20 protein-coding genes are annotated in these 20,785 nt (G+C 63.0%); 9 read left to right on the plus strand and 11 right to left on the minus strand.

Translation table 11 applies throughout. The features are described 5' to 3' along the window. Positions 1–31: 31 nt before the first annotated feature. The 4 genes from B8115_RS21560 to B8115_RS21575 are packed head-to-tail and all read right to left on the minus strand — an operon-like array spanning position 32 to position 3,447. Positions 32–568: a GDYXXLXY domain-containing protein gene (locus tag B8115_RS21560; RefSeq protein WP_010629943.1), complete on the minus strand. Its 537-nt coding sequence runs from the start codon at positions 566–568 to the stop codon at positions 32–34. Continuing rightward, a complete protein-coding gene (locus B8115_RS21565; protein ID WP_010629944.1) occupies positions 565–1,656 on the minus strand; it encodes a DUF4401 domain-containing protein in 1,092 nt (363 codons plus the stop codon). The genes B8115_RS21560 and B8115_RS21565 overlap by 4 nt, the downstream gene beginning before the upstream one ends. Continuing rightward, positions 1,653–2,633: a DUF2157 domain-containing protein gene (locus B8115_RS21570; RefSeq protein ID WP_010629945.1), complete on the minus strand. Its 981-nt coding sequence runs from the start codon at positions 2,631–2,633 to the stop codon at positions 1,653–1,655. The genes B8115_RS21565 and B8115_RS21570 overlap by 4 nt, the downstream gene beginning before the upstream one ends. A 37-nt stretch (positions 2,634–2,670) precedes the next feature. Further along, positions 2,671–3,447, minus strand: coding sequence for an RsiV family protein (locus B8115_RS21575; protein WP_010629946.1), 777 nt, complete (start codon positions 3,445–3,447; stop codon positions 2,671–2,673). Positions 3,448–3,760: 313 nt separating this feature from the next. Here B8115_RS21575 and B8115_RS21580 point away from each other — a divergent pair, with 313 nt between their 5' ends. From B8115_RS21580 to B8115_RS21600, 5 genes are all read left to right on the plus strand, one after another. Beyond that, a complete protein-coding gene (locus B8115_RS21580; protein WP_010629947.1) occupies positions 3,761–4,609 on the plus strand; it encodes a GlxA family transcriptional regulator in 849 nt (282 codons plus the stop codon). Between the two features lie 151 nt (positions 4,610–4,760). Beyond that, positions 4,761–5,744: a TRAP transporter substrate-binding protein gene (locus B8115_RS21585; RefSeq protein WP_010629948.1), complete on the plus strand. Its 984-nt coding sequence runs from the start codon at positions 4,761–4,763 to the stop codon at positions 5,742–5,744. A 58-nt stretch (positions 5,745–5,802) separates the two neighbouring features. Further along, complete coding sequence (locus B8115_RS21590; protein WP_010629949.1) at positions 5,803–6,297, plus strand: TRAP transporter small permease; 495 nt, start codon at positions 5,803–5,805, stop codon at positions 6,295–6,297. Further along, on the plus strand, positions 6,297–7,577 hold the full coding sequence (locus B8115_RS21595; RefSeq protein WP_010629950.1) for a TRAP transporter large permease: 1,281 nt from the start codon (positions 6,297–6,299) through the stop codon (positions 7,575–7,577). Before B8115_RS21590 ends, B8115_RS21595 begins: the two co-directional genes overlap by 1 nt. A gap of 49 nt (positions 7,578–7,626) precedes the next feature. Next, on the plus strand, positions 7,627–8,643 hold the full coding sequence (locus B8115_RS21600; protein ID WP_010629951.1) for a proline racemase family protein: 1,017 nt from the start codon (positions 7,627–7,629) through the stop codon (positions 8,641–8,643). Between the two features lie 76 nt (positions 8,644–8,719). Here B8115_RS21600 and otnC read toward each other — a convergent pair whose 3' ends face one another. The 6 genes from otnC to B8115_RS21630 form a co-directional block, all read right to left on the minus strand. Next, a complete protein-coding gene (gene otnC / locus B8115_RS21605; RefSeq protein ID WP_010629952.1) occupies positions 8,720–9,364 on the minus strand; it encodes a 3-oxo-tetronate 4-phosphate decarboxylase in 645 nt (214 codons plus the stop codon). Further along, positions 9,361–10,641 carry a 3-oxo-tetronate kinase gene (gene otnK, locus B8115_RS21610; RefSeq protein WP_010629953.1) on the minus strand — a complete coding sequence of 427 codons (1,281 nt, stop codon included), beginning with the start codon at positions 10,639–10,641 and terminating at the stop codon, positions 9,361–9,363. Before otnK ends, otnC begins: the two co-directional genes overlap by 4 nt. Continuing rightward, on the minus strand, positions 10,638–12,152 hold the full coding sequence (locus tag B8115_RS21615; protein WP_010629954.1) for a tripartite tricarboxylate transporter permease: 1,515 nt from the start codon (positions 12,150–12,152) through the stop codon (positions 10,638–10,640). The genes otnK and B8115_RS21615 overlap by 4 nt, the downstream gene beginning before the upstream one ends. A 45-nt stretch (positions 12,153–12,197) precedes the next feature. Further along, on the minus strand, positions 12,198–12,728 hold the full coding sequence (locus tag B8115_RS21620; protein WP_010629955.1) for a tripartite tricarboxylate transporter TctB family protein: 531 nt from the start codon (positions 12,726–12,728) through the stop codon (positions 12,198–12,200). Positions 12,729–12,976: 248 nt separating this feature from the next. Continuing rightward, entirely contained in the window at positions 12,977–13,945 is a 969-nt protein-coding gene (locus B8115_RS21625) for a tripartite tricarboxylate transporter substrate binding protein (protein ID WP_010629956.1), read from the minus strand. 54 nt (positions 13,946–13,999) lie between these two features. Then, entirely contained in the window at positions 14,000–15,160 is a 1,161-nt protein-coding gene (locus tag B8115_RS21630; RefSeq protein WP_010629957.1) for a hypothetical protein, read from the minus strand. A 589-nt stretch (positions 15,161–15,749) separates the two neighbouring features. On the opposite strand from B8115_RS21630, the gene B8115_RS21635 reads away from it, so the two are divergent. From B8115_RS21635 to B8115_RS21650, 4 genes are all read left to right on the plus strand, one after another. Then, a complete protein-coding gene (locus B8115_RS21635) occupies positions 15,750–16,412 on the plus strand; it encodes a GntR family transcriptional regulator (protein ID WP_010629958.1) in 663 nt (220 codons plus the stop codon). Positions 16,413–16,631: 219 nt separating this feature from the next. After that, on the plus strand, positions 16,632–16,976 hold the full coding sequence (locus tag B8115_RS21640; protein ID WP_010629959.1) for a diguanylate cyclase domain-containing protein: 345 nt from the start codon (positions 16,632–16,634) through the stop codon (positions 16,974–16,976). Positions 16,977–17,042: 66 nt separating this feature from the next. After that, positions 17,043–18,263, plus strand: a complete 1,221-nt coding sequence (locus tag B8115_RS21645; protein WP_010629960.1) for a hypothetical protein — start codon at positions 17,043–17,045, stop codon at positions 18,261–18,263. 32 nt (positions 18,264–18,295) lie between these two features. Beyond that, positions 18,296–18,925, plus strand: coding sequence for a hypothetical protein (locus B8115_RS21650; protein ID WP_010629961.1), 630 nt, complete (start codon positions 18,296–18,298; stop codon positions 18,923–18,925). A 72-nt stretch (positions 18,926–18,997) separates the two neighbouring features. Here B8115_RS21650 and B8115_RS21655 read toward each other — a convergent pair whose 3' ends face one another. After that, positions 18,998–20,782 carry a mechanosensitive ion channel family protein gene (locus B8115_RS21655; protein WP_010629962.1) on the minus strand — a complete coding sequence of 595 codons (1,785 nt, stop codon included), beginning with the start codon at positions 20,780–20,782 and terminating at the stop codon, positions 18,998–19,000. Positions 20,783–20,785 lie beyond the last annotated feature (3 nt).

Below are 20,785 nucleotides of genomic sequence, written 5' to 3' on the forward strand. Positions count from 1 at the left end.
TTGATTCGGGTCGATATCTCTCCAAGTGCTTCTATCTCTCCATATCCCCCAACAGCTCCAGCTCGTCGCCGTGCAGTGAAACCAGCAGGGGCTCGCCGCGCTCGTTCACGCGGAACTGGCCGTAGCGGGCGGGCTCGTAGCGTTCGGCATGGCCTTCCTGAAAGAAGAAGGCATCGGTGGCGAAGCGTACCTGGCCGTTGCGTAGCCGATAGCGCAGGCGCCGCTCGTCGGCCTCCAGCGACTCCTCCGCAGCCCCCAAACGCTGGAAGTGGGCCACACCACGGTCGTCGAGACGCACGATGACGTAGCCGTCGGCAGCATGCGGCTCGTCATCCGCGAGGCGCCGTTGGTACAGCGTGTCGCGAATACGATTGGCGATATCGAAGTTCAGCGCCATGTAGTCGCCCTGCATCAGCGAGCGCGGATCCACCGGTGCCAGTTCGAGAAATACCGCCTCGCCCTGCGCCAGATGACGCTCCTTGCCCAATATGGCCAGGTTGACTACGGTCAGGCTCAGCGCCGTGGCGGCAACCACCACGACCAGGTTCCATCTGATAGCCGACTTCATGCGTCCGCCCTCTCCTCTACCGCGACGCTTGCCCCGGTGCGCCAGCGGCGTTGCAGCGCCCAGCGTATCGCCAGCAACAGCAGGCCGAGCGTGAACAGCGTCATGGCCTTGGCCAGCAGGGTGACATCAAGCCAGTAGTAATAGCTGGTGATGGAGAGCAACAGCAACAACCCGCCGAACCCCATGACCCCGCGATGGCCGATGGCAAAGCCCAGCGCGACCACCACTGCGCCATGACTTAGGCCATGCGCCTGCAGCGAGAGCAGCGCCAGCAGCAGCACGGCGGTATAAGCGGCAACCCGCATGCCCGGTTCGGCCCCATGGGCATGGCGCCGAAAGAGAAGCCGAAGCAGCAGCAATAGCGCCAGCAGGCCCAGGGCATCCCCGGCCCAGGGCTCCAGCCAGTCGAGCCCGCTGCCCACGAAGTAGCGCCCCAACAGCAAGGACTGACCGAAGTAGCCGACCGACTGTATCGCCAATAATCCCAACAGCAGGCCATAGCCCAGCGCCTCCAACTGGCGGACATGGGCCGGCCAACGAAACTCGTTCAGCCACAAGGCGGTCAGCCCCAGCAGCACCAGCCCGCCGGCCATCGTAGGGGCGGAAGCGGTTTCGACCATGGCCAGATAGAACGCCAGGCACGCGGCGAAGGCGGAAAAGGTACGGTGAGTCAGGCTCGGCATGATCAGGGCCAGCACGACCTGAAGTGCTAGCAGCGCCCACCACAGCCCAGCACTATCCCACCCCAGCGTAGTGCCCAGCACTGAGGCCAGCGCCCAGGCCACCAACATCTGCCCCGCCAGGCTCGCGGCCAGGGCCAGATGCTCCAGAAAGTCGCTTTGCGCTTGTCGCAGCAGCACATAAGATCCGCCAATCAGCATCAGGCCCAAGATGGCCGAGGCGACGCTGCTGTCGAGCAGGAACACCGCGCCCATGCCGATGAAGCCGAGCAGGAACAGCGCTGCCAGCCAACCCGAGAACGCCTGAATGGCACGCACGAACCAGGGCGTTTCGATTGGCGCTGCGACGCCGGGCTGGGATACGGCAATCCCACTTTCGATGAGCTTATTCTCCAGCGAACGGCTCATGACGACATCTCCCGGTGCAGCCGCTTGAGCCAGAACACTGCCGCGGCTCCCATCGCCAGTACCGCCATGGAGAGCACCAGAAAGCTCTCCGCGCCGCCCTGCCACAGCAGATGCCGACCCAGCAGCAGCGTGACCACGACGATGATCGACAGGCAGCCGCCCGCCAGCATGAACAAATCAGGCCGCCAGTGGCGATAGACGACGTAGAGCGCCACCAGCCACAGCAGATAAACCGGCAGCACTGGGGAAAATGCCAAACGCTCAGCGACGACCCAGCTCATCATCAGCAACGTGAGCGGTACGCCGCCGCCCAGCGCCAACAGCTGCACGGGCCATCCCCGCGACAGCCAACGCCAGCGTCGTGCGCCCAGCTCCCATACCGCGAGCGCCAGCGTGTTGAGAATGAAGAGTCCCCACAAGGCGCCCGTATCGCCGCTGAACAGGCCGAAGAGCCCGCCCCAGGTGCGGAAATAGAGCGCAAGTGAGAGGTTGAGCAGCCCCAGCCACAGGAGCCACAGCGCATCGAAGCGCGCCACCAGCGCCCAGGGCAGCATCAGTACGGCCCAGACGAAGAACAGCTGCCATGGGTCGGCGCCGGTCTGGTACACCTGGCCGACCAGCGCCAGCAGCACCCCAAGCAGCAGCGCAGCCGCCATCAGCGCGACCCGCGGTACGAGATCGCTGGCGGCACCGCGCACCTCGGCCCAAACGTACACCGCGATGGCCACCAACAGCGCCGCCTGCACCAACCCAAAGCGCATCAACCGACCCATCTCGGCCCAGTTGTACGCCACCAGGAACAGTACGCCGAAGACCAGCGCCAGCGCACCCAGCCACAGCAGCAGTCGGTCCAGGAACACCCCCCAGGCCCGCCCCGAAGGGTGCAGCCCGGAAAGCGCAACCGCCCGCGCCACCTGCTCACGCGGGATCGCGCCGCGCTCGATCAACGCCACCAGCTCACGGCGAATGGAGGCCATGTCGTTTCCCTGCGATGTTTTCGTGTCCTACCGAGGCCTATTCTTGCCCCAGATAGCGCGGCTTGGCGATACCTTCCAGCTCAGCCAGCGGAATACTCAGTTCCGGCTGACCAAGGGCGTAGGGGGTGATCTCATAGACGTTGTACTTCACCACCCAGTCGGTTTCGAGTGGCGCCACGTTCTGGCTTGGATGAAATGGCCAACTGGCGGCGAACGCCTCGTCCAGTTCCTGATCTCTCAGCCAACGCTCATGGGCCCGGGCCAGAGCCTCCTGGAAGGCCGGAGCCTGGCCGTCGAGCAGCATGTCGTCGAGCGTAACCTCGCTGCCCAAACGTTCATCGATGACCATGAACTCGGTCAGCGGCATGCCGTGGGCTTGCCCGGCATGGTAGACATAGCTGCCGAGTTCGATGACCAGCAGATCGTGATGGCGGGCCAGCACCTTCGCTTCGAGCGAGGCCTGGCTGGCGGCATGTGGCGGGGCATACTGCCGATCCTCTCTGGCCAGCGCGAAGAAAGCCTCGGCATAGGCTTCCCATGAGTCCCGCGGCCACTCGGTCTCGCCATCGGTTATGCCCTGCCCCATCGCCAGCAGCCTTGCGCGCAGCGTTTCACTCAGCTCTGGCGAGCCGGGGAAGTGCAGTGCCCTCACCTCCACCTCGGCGCACTGCTCCTCCGGGCAGTCGGACTCCACGAAGTGCGCCTCGACGGGCTCATGCGTCACCGCGGTCCTATCGTCCGGCTCCTGCTGTGCCTGGCAACCGGCCAGGAGCGACAGGCCCGCAGCCATCACTAAAATCTTGCGATACGACATTATGTTCCCTCCTTTCTGCCATCAAGGGCAGAGCGATGATAGCCACGCATCGCCTTTCCTCGTTGGGTGCGGTCCTGTTGCTGCGACTAGTCGGACTCGAAGATCTTTCATTGCCAGCGCATACTGCTCGGTAACGCTACCCGCCTCTACATAAGACATCGCCATGTTACCGTCACAGGATCCCCCGCTGCGCGTCGGCTTTATTCTATTGCCCCTGTTCACGTTAAACGCCTTTGCCGGTTTCATCGACTCCTTGCGGCTAGCGGCTGACAAAGGGGGCCGCAGCCGACAGATTCACTGTAGTTGGAATATCATGGGACCAGGGCCTGTCATCTCGAGCTGTGGGCTGGAAGTCCATCCGCAAACGACCTATCGCGACCCGAACCTTTTCACTCACATTGCTGTCTGCGGTGGCAACAACTATCTCGACCCTCATGAAGACAAAGCTCTCAGCCACTATCTCAAAGATGCCTATCGTCAAGGAGTCAAGCTGGTAGGAGTTTGCACCGGCACCTTTGCCATCGCCCGGGCTGGCCTGTTAAAGGGCCAGCGGGTATGCGTTCATTGGAACGTCATCAACGACTTCCGTCAGCAATTTCCCCATATCGATGCCACTCCCGATCGACTATTCCTCGAATCGGTGCGTGTCATCACCTGCGCCGGCTCCTCGGGGGCGACCGACATGGCGCTACATCTCATTCGCCGTGAGTGTGGGCCAGACAAGGCTCAGCAGGCAATTCGCCATATGATGCTGAATGGGATGCGCACCTCAAACTCGCCACAGACTCACTTCTTCGAGGCCATTCAGGATATACGCGACGAGCGGGTAAGGGTCGCTGTGTTGACCATGGAGCAATCGCTCAACACACGCCTGGACAGCCAGGCCCTGGCCAAGCGCATCAATCTCAGCCCACGCCAACTCGACAGGCTGTTCCAGCAGGAAATGGGCACCACTCCCATGCGCTACTTCAAGACCATGCGCCTGCGCTACGCCGAGTGGCTGCTGCAACATACCGACAGTTCGATCGCCGAGATCGCTGCCGAGTGCGGCTTTTCCGATGCATCCCACCTGGCGCGGGACTTCCAGGCCCATTACACCTGCAGCCCCAAGCAGTCTCGCCTCAAGGGACTGAGCAGCCAGGCCAGTGCTCAGGCTTCCTGAGCACAATTCAACCCACAAAGCACGTCTGAAACATTCTCTTTCTTGTCCGTTTTCTTCTATAAGCGGGCACCCCGCGGCCCTACTCTAGAGGCACGTGTTCGTTCACGTCAGTGACACGACTCCCTTACACAACAACTTCTGGAGCGTCACCATGAAACGCAAACTTCCCTACCTCTTGACAGTCATGGCAGTGAGTTTCGGTACTGCCGGTTCCGCAACGGCCGCCGAGCTCGAACTGCGTGCCGCCACGATAGGCAGCCAGCAGGGCATTCAGATGACCGGCCTCAATGCACTCGCCAGCCACGTAGCCGAAGCCACGGGTGACAGCGTCGAGGTGCGACTCTTCCACTCAGGCTCCCTGGGCGATCAGATCAGCAACATCGAGTCCCTCGATACTCGCACGATCGACATCGCCACCATCGAAACGCCGATCACCACCATCGACGAAGACCTGGGTATCCTCTCGCTGCCCTACCTGTTTCGCGATAGAGAGCATGTGAGAAACGTGTTCCTGGGCGAGATAGGCGACACCATCAAGGAACAGCTCCAGGGACAGAATTATCGAGTCATTGGCTTCTACGAGGGTGGGTTTCGTCATATCACCAACAATCGCCGTCCCATCGCCACACCTGAAGACTTGAGTGGCTTACGTATTCGCACCCCGGAAAGCCGCCAGCGGGTGGAAATGTTCAACGCCTATGGTGCCAACGCCTCACCATTGCCCTATCCGGAGCTCTATTCTGCGCTCCAGACACGCGTTTTCGACGGCCAGGAGAACCCGTTGGTCGAGGTCGAAGCCAGCCGCTTCTATGAAGTGCAGGATTATCTCTCGCTGTCGGGTCACGTCTATACCGTGGGCTTCCTGCTGATGAACGAAGCGCGTTTCCAGGACCTTTCCGACGAGGTACAGCAGGCGCTGCTGGAAGGGGGGCAAAAGGCCTTCGACGCCACCGTCGACTTCGGCGAGCGCGCCGACCAGAGCGTCATCGAACTGGTCGAGCAGAATGGCATGCAGGTCAACGAAGTCGATCTCGATGCCTTCATCGAAGCGTCCCAGCCACTGTGGGAGCGCTTCACCCAGGGCATGTCGGACGAAGCGCGCGAGCTGGTACAGCGCATCGCCGAGCATCCCTGAGCCTCACCGTCAGCCCGGCGGGCTGCCCTGGCCCGCCTCTTCCCTGCAGGAGCCTCCCATGCTTGATCGTTTTTTCGAAGCGGTCGCGGCACTGCTGTTGTCTGCCATCACCCTGCTCGCCCTGGCTGCCGTGATTGCGCGCTACGTACTCAATGCCTCGCTGTCCTGGAGTGCTGAAGTACTGGTGGGCCTGCTGGTCTACGTGACCTTCTTCTGCGGTTACCTGGCACTGCGCAAGGGTGCCCATCTGCGCATCGACGTGGTGGCCGCATGCCTGCCCGCCCGCGGCCAATGGGTTCTGTTCTTCCTCAATCAGGCGCTCATCGGTGTGGTCTGCGTGGTCATGGTGGTGTGGGGCCTTGAACAGACCCTCACCTTCTCCCACCGCACCACTCTGATGCTGGGTGCCCCCCAGTGGCTGTTCTATATCGCCGTGCCCATCTCGGGCGTGGGCATGCTACTGGAGCTGATTCGCCAGTGCATTGCCGCCGTCAAGGCCAAGGTGCCGCCCTATGAAGCCTCTCGGCAAGCCGCACTGGAGGAGAGTATCTGATGATCCTGCTTGCGATCCTTCTCGCCCTGCTCATCCTGATCGGACTGGCCATGCCGATTGCCTTTGCGCTGACCCTTGTCTCGATCGCCGTGCTGGCTTTCTCCGGTGTCGACATGCTGGTTCTGGTGCAGCGGCTCTACCGTGGGACCGAGTCATTCCCGCTGCTGGCGGTCCCGCTGTTCATTCTGGCCGGCCAGATCATGAATCACAGCGGCATCTCTGCACGCCTGATCGATCTCGCCCGTGCCCTGGTCGGTGCCATTCGCGGCGGTCTAGCCGCGGTAAACATCCTGACCTCGATGTTCTTTGCCGGCATGAGCGGCACCTCGATGTCCGATACCGCAGCCGTAGGCGGCGTCATGATTCCGCAGATGATCAAGCGTGGCTATTCGGCCTCCTTTACCGCTGCGGTCACGGCCTCGTCCTCCACCATCGGGATCATCATCCCACCCAGCGTGCCCATGGTCCTGCTGAGCGCCTACATGGGTCTTTCAACCGGCGCACTGTTCGCTGCCGGCCTGGTCGCTGGGGCACTCACCGCCCTCGGCCTGATCCTGATGGCCTGGTGGATCTCGGTGAAGCGCGAGTATCCCATCGAGTCCGCTTTCTCGCTGAGCGAACTGAGCCGTGCCTTCGTCGGCGCCCTGCCGGCCCTGATGATGCCGATCATCATTCTGGGCGGCATCCTGGGCGGCATCTTTACGCCCACTGAAGCCTCTGCAATAGCGGTCGCCTACGGCGTGCTGGCCGGCACACTGTTCTACCGCTCGCTTTCGCTACGCGCCCTCTATCTCGCGCTGGTGGAAAGTGCCGTGCTCACCGGGGCAGTGATGTTCGTGACAGCCGCGGCGCACACCCTGGGCTACACCTTCACCTATCAGAGCCTTGGTGAGTTGATCCTCGGTCCTATCGCAGCCCTCGACATGGGTCCGATCGGGTTCCTACTCATTCTGAGCCTGGTGCTGATCCTTGCTGGCACCTTTCTCGATGGGATCGCCATGATGTTCATCGTGGTGCCGCTGTTTCTGCCCAGTGTGCAACTGCTCGGCATCGACCCTCTGCAGTTCGCCATGGTGGTGATCCTGTGCTGGGGCATCGGCCAGCAGACACCCCCTGTGGGCGCCGCGCTATTCATCACCAGCGTGATCTCCAAAGTCGATGTGATTCGCATCACCTACGCCAACTTGCCTTTCATCGCCGTGATGCTGTTCGTGCTGCTAGCCGTGATCGTCTGGCCGGAAGGCATCGTCATGAGCGTACCCCGCTGGCTCGGCCTCTAGCCGCGCCCTGCGTAACCAACCCCCAACGCCAGAGCCACAGGAAATCCCAATGAACAATCAGCAGTTCCTCGACGTGATCTATACCCATACCGAAGGCGAGCCGACCTGTATCGTGCATGGCGGTATTCCCTATCCCTTCGGCGGCGACATCCTCGACAAGCGCCATTATCTCCAGCAGCATCACGACCACGTGCGAACCAGCTTGATGCGCGAACCGCGCGGCCACCAGCACATGTTCGGCGTGTTTCTCACTCCACCCTCCGATGCCGATCACGACGCCGGCATGCTGTGGATCGACGGCGAGCAGTTCGTCGACATGTGCGGCCACGGCACCATTGCGCTTTCCATGGCCATGGTCGCCCACCGCCTGGCGCCACCGCCCCGGGAAGACGGCCTCACCCGCATCCGCTTCGAGACCACCGCCGGCACCGTGGTCTCCGAAGTGAAGGCCGACGCCGACAAGGTGCACTGGACACGTTTCGAGAACGTGCCCGCCTTCGTCATGCAGCAGGATATCCCCGTCGAAGTGCCCGGCCTCGGCACGCTCAAGGCCGACCTGGTGTTCGGCGGCAACTTCTTCGCCATCATTCGGGTACCTTCCGACAAGCAGCCCATCTGCCCGGAAAACGGCAGCTACTTCTCCCATGCCGGCCAGGCCGTGAAGGCCGAGCTCAACGCCCGCATGGAGATTCGTCACCCGACTCACCCGCACATAAACGGCTTGAATTTCGTCACCTTCTGGCACGAGGGCTCACAGTCGGATTCGCTCTACCGCAACGTGCACGTGTTCTCCGACGGCAAGCTAGACCGCTCGCCCGGCGGCACCGGCACCAGTGCGATGATGGCCATGTTCCATGCCCGCAACGAGCTGGAAGTGGGTCGCCCCATCCACTCCGAGGGCCTGCTCGGCAGCGGCCGCTTCACCGGGGAGATTCTTGGCGAGACGGAAATTGGCGGCTACCGGGCCATCCGCCCCAGCGTACAGGGCACCGCCGAGCTGATCGGCTACGCCAAGTGGCTGATCGACGCACGTGACCCGGTCGGCCGCGGTTTCGTAATTCGCTGAGCGAACGATTCATCGCGACGATGAACGCCGCCCTGGCTAGCCAGGGCGGCGTTGACATGACAAGGCGAGCTCGGACTCAGGCAGGAAAACGTCGCTGCAGTTCGGCCACCTGCTCCTCGCTGAGGGCGCGAGGGTTTTCCCCGCGCAGCAGCAGGAAGAGCTTGGCGGTCTCCTCCAGCTCCTCGGTGGCGTACACCGCCGCTTCCAGGTTCTTGCCCGCCACCACCGGGCCATGATTGGCCAGCAGCACGGCACTGTGTTTGCCTGCCAAGCCACGCACGGCATCGCCCAGCTTGGGGTCACCCGGTACGTGATAGGGCACCAGCGGCAGCTTGCCGACCCGCATCACGTAGTAGGCGGTGAGCGGCGGAATGCAGTCGCAGTGGTCGATCCCCGGCAGGCACGACACCGCCACCGAATGGGTCGAGTGCAGATGCACGATGGCGCCAGACTGGGGGCGCTCGGCATACATTGCCATGTGCAGGAACTGCTCCTTGGTGGGTTTGTCGCCGTCCAGCCACTGGCCCTGACCATCGAGCCGCGAGATACGCGCAGGGTCGAGGCGCCCCAAACAGGCGTTGGTCGGTGTCATCAACCAGCCGCCATCGTCCAGGCGCACACTGATGTTGCCGCTGGAGCCCATGGTCAGGCCACGGTCGAACAGCGACTTGCCCAGGATGGATATCTGCTCGCGCAGTGCGTTTTCCTCATGAACGCTCATGGCAGCACCTCGAAGGCCCGCGTGAAGAAGTCGACACCCCCAAAGTTGCCCGATTTCAGCGCCAGCGACAGCGGCGCCTCGCGCCCTGCCAGCGGCGCCTGGGTCCAGGGCACACCGGGGTCGATCTGCTCACCGATGCGCAGGGTCTCGATGCCCAGCGCCGACACCACCGCCCCCGAGGTCTCGCCTCCGGCCACTACGAGCCGGCCTACTCCCTCGCTCACCAGGGTCGCTGCCAGTTGGCCCAGCGCACGCTCGACGAGCTGGCCCGCACGCTCTACGCCAAGCCTGGCCTGGGCGGCTTTCACCTTCTCCGGATCGGCAGAGGCGTAGACCAGGACCGGCCCGCCGCTCTTCAGGGCCTCGCGAGCGAAATCGAGTGCCGCTTGCAACTGCGCATCGCTCTCGGCCAAGGCCAGCGGGTCGAGAGAGAAACCGGGGTGGCGCTTCAGAAAGTGCGCCACCTGAGCGAGCGTCGCTCTGGAACAGCTGCCGGAGAGCACCAAGGCACTGCCGCTGGCCGGCTGCAACCGGCCCGGCTCGGCGATCTCGTCCAGCCAGCCCAAGCGGCGATAACGGTCAGGCAGTGCCTGGCCCAGGCCCGAGCCGCCGGTCACCAGCGGCATCGCCTCGCAGGCCTCTGCCAGCACGTCCAGGTCATGCTCATCGAGGGTGTCACAGATCACGTGGCGCACGCCCTGCTCAGCCAATGCCGCCAGGTGCTGCCGGGTCGTCTCGGCCCCTTGATCGAGAACCGGGCGCGGCACCAGCCCAACCGGATGGGGGGTCTGGGAAGCGAGTACCCGCACCAGGTCGGCATCCGTCATGGGCGTGAGCGGATGGTGCTGCATGCCGCTGTCGTTGAGCAGTCGATCGCCGACGAACAGATGCCCCTGATAGACGGTACGGCCATTCACCGGGAATGCCGGCACCATGACCGTCTGCGTCACACCCAGCCGCTCCATCAGCGCATCGGCCACCGGGCCGATATTGCCACGCGCGGTGGAGTCGAAGGTGGAGCAGTACTTGAAGAAAAACTGCTGGGCACCTTGTGCCTGCAGCCACGCCAGCGCCGCCAGCGAATCGGCCACGGCCTCGTCGGCCGGGCAGGAGCGCGATTTGAGCGCCACCACCACGGCGTCGACCTCGCTCACATCGAGATCGGTGCCGGGTACACCGATCACTTGCAGGCAGCGCATGCCGCTGCGCACCAGATTGTTGGCAAGGTCCGTGGCACCGGTGAAGTCGTCGGCGATGGCGCCCAGTACGATGGTCATGAATGACTCCGCTGTTCAGGTGACGAGTTGGAAGCGGCCCGGTTGCGCAGGCGCTTCATCAGGGGGGCGACGATGGCCATGGCAAGCAGCAGGAAGGCGATGGCCAACAGAGTGGCGCTGATAGGCCGCGTAAAGAGAATCGACAGGTCGCCCTGGGACATGGAGAGCGTGCGGCGCAGTTCGCTCTCGGCAATCGGGCCGAGCACCAGGCCCAGAATGATCGACACCAGCGGAAAGCGGAGTTTTTCCAATAGATAGCCGAGCACACCGAAACCGAGCATGAGCCACACGTCGAACATCGAGGTGCGCACTGAGTAGGTCCCCACGATGCAGCACATGACGATCAGCGGGCCCAGCGCCGAATAGGGCACGTTGAGCAGCTTGGTGAACAGCGCGATGAACGGCTTGGAGAACAGCAGGATCATGAAGTTGACGATGAACAGCCCGGCAAATACGGCATAGATCAGATCGCTGCTGGTGATCATGAACATCGGGCCGGGTTGCAACCCATGCATGATGAAGGCGCCGAGGATCACCGCCGTGGTGCCGCTGCCCGGAATGCCGAGGGCGAACAATGGCACCAGCGCTCCCATGGCAGCGGCATTGTTGGCCGACTCCGGCGCGGCCACCCCTTCAGGCGCCCCCTTGCCGAATTTCTCCGGGTGCTTGGACCAGCGCACCGCCTCGCTGTAACTGACCATGGCCGCGGTGCTGGCCCCGATACCAGGCAGAATGCCGGTGATCACGCCGATGAACGAGGAGCGCGTCAGCGTACCGCCGATCTGGCGCAGAATGGGCAGATCGAAGATCTTCACCTTGACCTTCTTCAGCGGCTGATGGCTGTCCTGGTCGAGGGCACGCTTCATTACCTCGGAGATGGCGAACAGCCCCACGATCATCGGGATCAGGCCGACACCCTCGGCAAGATTGAGATTGCCGAAGGTATAGCGGCTGGTACCGGTGAGCGGATCGGTGCCTACCGTGGCGATCAATAGGCCGAGAGTCGCCCCGATGAGTCCGTAGATCAGCCGGCCGCCCAGTGAGGCCACCACCGTCAGGCCGAGGATGGCGAGGGCAAAATACTCAGGTGACGAGAAGCGCAGCGCCATGGTGGCCAGAATCGGCGTGAACACGATCAATGCCACGGTACCGACGAGACCGCCGATGGCAGAGCTCAGCACGCCGATACCCAGCGCCTTGCCGGCCTGCCCCTGCTGGGTCATCGGATAGCCGTCGAAGGCGGTCATCACCGATTCCGGCGTACCGGGCGCACGGTACAGGATCGCCGTGATCAGACCCGAGAACACCGTCGCGCCATAGATTGCGGTCAGCAGCATGAACGCCGTGGTGGGCTCCATGCCATAGGTAACCGGCAGCAGGATAACCACCAGGATCACGCCACTGATACCCGGCAGCGCACCGCCGATGAAGCCGATGAATACCGCAGAGGTCAGCAATAGCAGGTTGAGTGGCTGCAGCACCACGGCCAACCCGCCGAGAAAATGTTCCATCGTCAACTCCCGGAGCAAGTCGATAGAGGTGTCATCAGGGCGGGCTCACGGCAGGGGGATGCCGAGCAGGGTCACGAAGACTCCCTGCATGAGCACCACCGCCACCACGACAGTGATGACGATGACCAGCCACGAGCGCGCGCCCAGCAGCAGCGTGCACAACAAGGTGAAGATCGCACTGGCGGCGACGAAGCCGATGATTGACATCAGCAGGGTGTAACCCACGGTGGCCGCCATCAGCCACCAGTGCCGCGTGGCCGCGAGCGAGAGCGTCCGCGCCGGGGCTTCCCCCGTATCGCTCTCACTTGCCCCGGTCGGGAGGTCATCTGGTGAAATGGCGTGCTGTACGATGCCGTCCTGTAAAGGCTGCTGTGCTCGACGGCGCCCATCCCGCCAGGTCATCACCAACAAGGCGCCACCAAAGAGCAGCAACAGGACGGTAAGAAGAAGCGGCCAGACCCGCGGCCCGATGAAGGTGGAAACCTGCGCCGAGCTGGGGAACTGAAGCGTGAGCGGCAGGCTGGCCAGGGCGAGCAGAATGACCGCCACCGCGAAAATATAGATCCTGGCTTGCATAATGGCCCCCGCAGGGAACGTCGCGTGACCGGCCTAGGCTTTGTACGAAAAGTCGGCGAGCGATGGCCAGACAAGGCAAAAATCGGCGAAAAGACGGAGTTTACGGGGGTGTAAATGAGTACTTTGAGCCGATTTTTAACGCTGTATGGGCGAGCGCAGACAGTTTTCGTATGGAGCCTAAGACTGGCTCAAGCGGTGAATGAAAGTGGGAGCGGGTCACGCCCCCACCGGTGCCTGTTCGGGACGTATCAGTTGCCGTTCTGCAGCAGGCGCGAATAGAGCTCGTAGTTGTTCTCGAGCCGCTGGCGGTACTCTTCGCCGCCCATCCAACCCTCGCGATAATCGAGGTTCACACGCTCGGCATAAGCCTGGTATTCCTCTGAAGCGAAGATCTGCTGGAACACACCTTCGAGGTGCTGGACGAGCTCAGCCGGGGTGTCTGCATGGACGAAAACCGCCCGGTCGTTGCCATCGGTCAGGTCCCAGCCGTGTTCCACGGTGGTGGGCACGTCAGGGTAGTGGTCCAGGCGCTCCTCGCTGAAGATCAGGATCGGCATCATCTGGCCCGCCTCGATATAACTCAGCAGCGGGCTGAGCGAGGTGGTGGTGGCGTCGATGTTGCCGCCCAGCACATTGGCCGTGGCGTTGCCGGTGCTGTCATAGGGAATGAAGTTCATGTCCAGGCCGGATGCGTCACGCAGCGACAGGAAAGCCACATGATCCGGGCTGGCCGTGTGCGTGCCACCTACCGTCACCTTGCCCGGGTTCTCTTGGGCGTACTCCAGGAACGACTCGAAATCGGGATAGCGCTCCGGATTGACGAACAGCGCCATGACATCCGACTGCATGCGTGCGACGGGCGTGAGCTGATCCAGGCCGATCGGATTCTGCCCTGCGGCCAGGGAGGTCACGTAGGTGGTGGAAGCGAAGTCCAGGGTGTGACCATCCGGTGCCCCGTTGGCAGTCCGCTGGTGAGCCAGGGCTCCCGAGGCCGAGGGCAGGTTGACGACGGTGATGCGCGCCCCGCCTACCGCCTCCTCGAACATCGGCCGTACCACGCGTGCGAAGTTGTCGACGCCACCGCCGGCGCCGGCCGCCACCAGGAACTGGATCGGTTTGCTGGGATAGTCGGCCACTTCATTGGCGCTGGCGCCCATGGCTACGCCAACCAGGGCCAGGCCCAGAGTAGCGGTTTTCAGTGTTTTCTTGGTGAGCATGTCGTTCTCCTTTACATAATTGTTATGCGTGCGGTTCCGGTCGGATGAGCGAGTTCAGTCAAGCGTGCTGTCGACGCTTTCACGCAGCGTTGAGGTGGCATCCTGCCCATGGAACAACCGATCCTGCTCCTGACGCAGTTGGTGGAGTCGCGAATCGGGCAAGGCGACGTCCGCCAGCGTGATCGGCTGGTTGGGGGCGATGTCGCGAACGACTTCCGCCCCGGGAAGCAGATAGAAAGGCACCTTGGCCTCGGGCGAGAGCGCCGCGGCCGGATGAATCTCGGGCCGCAGGCCCTCGATATGACGGTGATGACCGCGCATCTCCAACCGCTGGCCGGCAGGGATCGCCTGGGTGGCACGGGCGGTCAGATCGAACTTTGGCGTGGTCGCCTGGCCACCGCCGGAGGTCCTGCCGTTCAGCACCGCATCGAGCAGCGAGATCGGCGCTTCCAGGCCAAGCAAATGGCGCGGCAGGTAGATCATCGCGCAGTTGCCGCTGCGGCTGAGAATGTGCCCCTTGTCACGCAACAGCGACCACACGTGAGGATCCTCGCAGCGCACGACGATGAACACACCGCCGGCGAAGCTGATCTCGTCCGGGCGGCGCAGGCAGTTGAATACCTCGAGGCGCTCGTTGCCACGTAACACCCCACCGTGCGTCTCGAGGTCGAGCAGGGTCGGCACCTCGCCGGTTCTCAGCACCATGGCATGGAACTCCGGGAGGTCGGGGCCGAGCCCGGTGGCATTGGCCACGTTGACCATCTCGCACAGGTCGGGCACGGATATCTGCGGGATGGCGGCCAGGGCCTTGCCACGGGCCTCGACAGCCTCACGCTCCGCGCCCTCGGGCAGCTCCCACAGCTCGGCCAGACCGGGCGCCGGGTAGGAAACGCCATTGCAAAGCACGCTGCCGGCCGCCTCGTCCCAGACGAAGTCGTATTCGCTGCTCTTGCCCGCGGCAATGATCTCGAAGCCCAGCGTACGGGCCCAGGTGACGAGCCCGATCAGCAGGCTTGGCTGGTCCCCATCCATCGGTGTGAAGAGGCGATCATGGCGTTGCGCCAGGCGAGTCAGGTAAGGCCCCACAACGGACTCGGTCTCCTTCGTGGCGATGCCCACATGCTTGCCCGCCAACAGCGCGGCTTCGGCATAGCGCCCCCCCACTTCGGGAATGCCCGTCGATTCCACCAGAATGTCGAAAGGCAGCGCCTGCACGTGCTCGAAGCTGCCCGCAGCGACGTACCCGCCTGATTGCCAAGCCTTTGCTGCCTCCTCGGAAGAATGGCATACCATTATTTCAGCATCGGGCACCCCGGAAAAGCGCAAGGCTTCGGCGGCTCTCTCCGGTGTGACATCAATGGCAACCCTCGCTGCGAGCCCTTCCATGCCGCGAGCCTGCCGCAAGACACCCCTTCCAAAGTCGCCGGCGCCAGCCACGCAAGCCTCAACAACTTTTTTTATTTCAAAATGTTGCAGATAGTTCATGAGCGATTTGTTTTCCCGTTCCGGTCATCGTTGAGGGGCTTCGCCTTGGCGGTGCGGGTCCGGCTTCCTCCTCTGCCTGAAATCACATTGCCTGGCAGTGGACACTGCTCAGGCAGCGCCGGATCTGATCAAAATGTAATGGTATGCCATTTTGAGGGTCAACAACGCGTAGATACGACTTTAGTCAATGGCCGTCTTGTTATGCCACTAACCATCTGAAAAATATGGGTGATAAATGGAGAGCCCTAGGCGCGTTACGATTTGAAAGGACCAAAATGGTATGCCATTCTTGGCACTCGACTCCGGAGTAAGCAATCCTATGGAAGAAGCCGTTCAGTCAAGCCATGCAGGTCTGGTCGAGAAAGTGGCCAACTACCTGCGTGAACACATCGTGATGGATCACTTCCAGCCCGGTCAGCGCCTTCCCGAGCGCACCCTGGCCGTGGAGCTTCAGGTCTCGCGTACCCCCTTGCGGGAAGCGCTCAAGATCCTGGCCACCGAAGGACTCGTGGTCATTTCTCCCCATCGGGGGGCGGTGGTAGCGGAAGTGAGCCCAGCCGACATCAAGGAAAAGGCCTACGTACTGAGCGTGCTGGAGCAAGCCGCTGCAGAGCTCACCTGCATCAACGCCAGCGATGACGATATCGCCGAGCTGCAAGCGCTCCATTACGAGATGAAGGCCTGCTTTCTGCGCCGCGATCGCCAGAGCTACTTCCGCCTGAACCAGGAGATTCACAACCGCATCGTCGCCCTGTCGGGCAACTCCGCACTGATCGACATGCACGCCAATCTGAGTCGGCAGCTATATCGCGTTCGCTATCTCTCGAACCAGAAGAACGAGAAGTGGGCGACCGCCATGGCGGAGCACGAAGCCATCATGTCGGCGCTGGAATCGAGAGACCCGGAGCAGGCCGGGCGTGAGCTGCGCAATCATCTAGGCAAGACCTGGGTGAAATATGCCAACGGCGAGCCCGTGGTGTGAAAGACAGCCTGTAGCGAAAGGGCTGATAACCCTTCACTCGACGGCCTCATCATCCCGCCCTGGATCTGGCACCGAAACGCGCTACATCCTGATGATGCGAGTCCGCTCTGAAGGCACTCTCACGGTGCCTCTCACGCTCTGGCGACCAAATGCCTATGACAGAACGACCAGCAGTCTACAGGTGTAGCGCAGGCAGAAGCCCTGAAGACCCGGCAACACATGCTGGAGATGGGGCGACAGAACGAGCAGATGCTCGAGGCCCGAATTGCCGAACGCACCCAGCGTCTCGAGGAAGCCAACCGGCTGCTGCAGCAAAGCCACGAACAGCTCGAGCACCAAGCCAACCATGACGTGCTCACCGGACTGGCTAACCGCAAGCTGCTCAACCAGCGACTGCAGGAGGCTCGCGCCCGAGAGGACCGCCACGGTGGTCATTTCGCCATGGCGGTGGTAAACCTCAACGGCTTCAAGCCCATCAACGACACCCTAGGGCACGCCATAGGTGACAGGGTGCTGGTGGAGTTGGCCCGTCGCGTGAAGCCTCCCGGCCTGCAATACTCCTGACGTAGACATTTCGTCGCCACTTCCGGCTCGTCATCGTCGCCAGGCAACAGGCGTAACGGGATTATGATGGATGCGCAGATCACGGCTGCGGGCCGTGCACTCTCGGCGGGGGATCCTCTCGGAGCCCTGAAACGGGTCACCCTGCGTGACGATGCACCGGCTCTCGCCTTGCGCGGGATCGCGATGGCTCAGCTTGGCGATTTCGCACGCGCCAGGCAGCTGTTGCAGAGCGCGGCGCGGGCCTTCACCAGCAAGGAGGTCATGGCCCGTGCCAGATGCGTGGTTGCCGAGGCAGAAGTTGCCCTGGCGTCGCGCGACCTGGCGTGGCCCACCAAGCGGCTCGACTCGGCACGGGCCACGCTCGAGGCCCACGGCGACCTGACGAATGCCGCCCACGCTCGCTGTCTCGAGGCCCGCCGCCTGCTGTTGCTCGGGCGCCTGGACGAGGCCGAGCGTACCCTGACCCAGCTCGACCCCGCCACCCTTCCACCTGCCCTGGGGGCCGTCCACGCACTGATTGCGGCAGGCATCGCCCTGCGCCGGCTTCACACCGCGGCAGCGCGCACCGCACTCGAGCGCGCCGAACAGAACGCACACCGCTCCGGCATTGCCGCGCTGCTGGCGGAAGTCGAGAACGCTCATCTTGCCCTGAGCGCCCCCGCCGCTCGCCTGGTGGCCCATGGCCGGGAGCGCCTGCTGCAGCTGTATGAGGTCGAAGCGCTGCTGAAATCAGCAACGATCGTCGTCGATGCCTGTCGTCACGTCGTTCGCGACGGTAACGTCGTGGTCTCGCTCGCTACTCGCCCACTGCTGTTCACCTTGGTCCGCCTGCTGGGCGAAGCCTGGCCAGCAGACGTGCCTCGGGATGCGCTCATTGCCGCAGCGTTTCGCACGCGCTTCGCCGATGACACGCACCGCATCCGGCTGCGCGTCGAGCTCGGCCGGCTGCGCACCGCGCTCGGCACCCTGGTGCGAGTGCACGCGACACCTCGAGGCTACGTGCTGGAGCCACGCTCCAGCTCGGAAATTGCAGTGCTGGCCCGCCCCATCGAAGGCAAACATGCCGATGTGCTGGCCCTGCTCAGCGACGGCGAGCCGTGGTCGAGTTCGGCCCTGGCCATGGCCCTCGGCGCCAGCCAGCGAAGCATACAGCGAGCGCTCGAAACCCTTTCCAGCACGAACAGGGTGCAATCCTTCGGACGCGGGAGAGCACGACGCTGGATTGCCCCTTCGGTCCCAGGTTTCACGACAACCTTGTTACTCCCGGGCCCACTGCCCAGTGGATAGGCTGAGCATGTACCCAAAACGAGGTCAGCAACATGAACCGTTCAGCAGCAGAAGTACTCAACGAATTCGGCCCCTTCCCCGGCGTGGAGCACGTGCACGGCGTCACTTATGACGGCCGCCATGTCTGGCTCGCCACCGGCAGAACGCTCGGTGCCTTCGACCCCGAAACCGGCGAACCGCAGCGCTCGATAGAAACCGAGGCCGATGCCGGCACGGCCTTCGACGGCCAACACCTGTTCCAGCTCGCCGAGGACCGAATCCACAAGATCGAGCCCGCCAGCGGCAATATTCTTGCCACCATCCCCGCTCCGCCCGGAAGCAACTCAGGGCTGGCCTGGGCAGAGGGCTCGCTGTGGCTAGGGCAGTACCGGGACCGCAAGATCCACCAGCTCGATCCCGACAGCGGGGTGATCCTGCGCACCATCGAATCCAACCGCTTCGTCACCGGTGTCACCTGGGTCGACGGCGAACTGTGGCATGGCACCTGGGAGGATGACGGCAGCGACCTGAGGCAAATCGATCCTGGCACGGGTGAGGTGCTGCAGCTGCTAGAGATGCCTCAGGGAACGGGCGTTTCGGGGCTCGAATCGGATGGCGCGGATCGCTTCTTCTGCGGCGGTGGCGCCAGCGGTAAGCTGAGGATCGTACGCCGACCGAGGTAAGGCGATACAGCGTGACGGCGACGCGCCGTCACGCATCTCTTATCTCTTCCCCTACTCCTTTGCTCAGCCGCTTTACTCCGCAGCCTTTTCACCCCCACTCTCACCCTCGGCCGACACCCGGACGCGTGGCTTCTCATGCTTTTCTTCCGTTGCGATATCGTGCTGACTGAGCACCACGATATCCCGCGGCCACCATTCGGGATGATAAGTGCGGATGAAGTTCATCAGCCGCTCGCGGATCTGCATCTCCGCCACCCAGCCGGCGAAGGGATCGGTCGCCATCAGGTAGCAGGTAATGGTCTGCGACTTCTCGGTTTGCCCTGTCACATAGCAGCACAGCTTGTGATGCTCGACGACGTTCTCCTCCTCTTCGGCGAACTCGAAAAATTTATGACGGATGAGCTCGACATCGGCACTCAGGTGCAATATCAGCTCCAGCTTGCGATACATCTTGGCGTTCTTGATCGAGAGGTTCTCGAACGGCTGGGAGACGAAGTAGGTCACCGGCACGATCAAGCGTCGCTCGTCCCACACCCGCAAACGGATGAAGGTGTAGAAGATGCCTTCCACATAGCACCACTGCCCTTCGAACATCACCAGGTCACCGATGCGGATGGGCTTGGCCAGCGAGACCTGGAACGAAGAGAGAATATTGCCCAGCACCGCCTGACCGGCAATGCCCACCAGCACTGCCAGCACGCTGGCCGAGGCCAGCAGCGACAGGCCCAGCGTCTCGAACAGTTCGATCTGGCTCAGCACGTAGACGGATACGGCGATGACCGCAACCAGGATGATGACCCGGCGCAGCGCATAGAGCGTCGTCAGCAGTTGGCGCTCGTCCTTGGGCTTGGTGTCGTCGATCTCCCCCACGAAGCGCCGCGTCACCTTGAGCAGAACGGTATCCACCAGGCGCAGCGCTATCGTGCCTACGCCCCAGGCAATCAGGATGATCAGCAGGGTACGGATGAAGGTGGTGGCCACGGCAGTGAAGGAGACCACATAGTCGAGCAGCATCTGCGCGACGAAGGCCATGACCAGCAGCGCCATTGGCACACCGATCCGGCCGGCGAAGATGCTAGGCACACCATGGGGAAACCAGTGCGCCAGCAGGCCGACCAGGGCGTAGACGCCCCACCCCACCAGGCCGGTCAGCAGCAGGAAAAGCGGAATGGCGATCCATTCCCAGACCTGGAGCATCCCGAAGCTCGTCTTGAAGCGCTCCGGTATGTAGGCCTCGATCAGCGACGGCCCAAACTCTTCGTAGAGCCGCGGAATGACGGAAACGCTTTCCGCAGAGATCAGCCATACCGGCTGCTCGTCGTCCACGCGGTAGCGGTCCAGGCGTACCTCGTAGTCTTCGCCATCCACCGTCATAGTGGCCAGCTCGAGGCTTCGGCGCGGCTCGCCTACCAGCGGGTGTTGGCCGGAAGGGTCTTCGATGGCGGCATCCTGGCGGCTGGGCAGGTTGGAAACGTTGAACCATTCACCGCGCCTGAGCACCGAGGCCAGCTGTCGGGCCAGCTCGGGCCCCTGTTGCTGCTGTTCCGCCTCGTCCAGCTCGGAAAGGTTGAGCAGATGTGCCGCGGCGGCGTACTCATCATTCTCGGTGAGTTCCACGAAACTGCGGAGCGCACCTTGAGGGGTCAGCCGCTCGACTTCGTCGGGCGGCTCGCCGAGGCCGGCGTTCAGCGAGTCGAGGGGAAACCACTCCCGCTCCTCGCTCTCGTCATCCTCGCTCTCGTTGCCGTTCTCACCCACACCCTCGGGCAGCTGCGCCGCACTGGGTGCGGCAACGAAAAACGCCAGGGTCAACAAGGCCACCAGGGCCGGCAGCCGCCATGCGTCGATTCCTTTCATACG

The organism is Halomonas sp. KM-1, assembly GCF_000246875.1.
Taxonomy (GTDB): domain Bacteria; phylum Pseudomonadota; class Gammaproteobacteria; order Pseudomonadales; family Halomonadaceae; genus Halomonas; species Halomonas aerodenitrificans.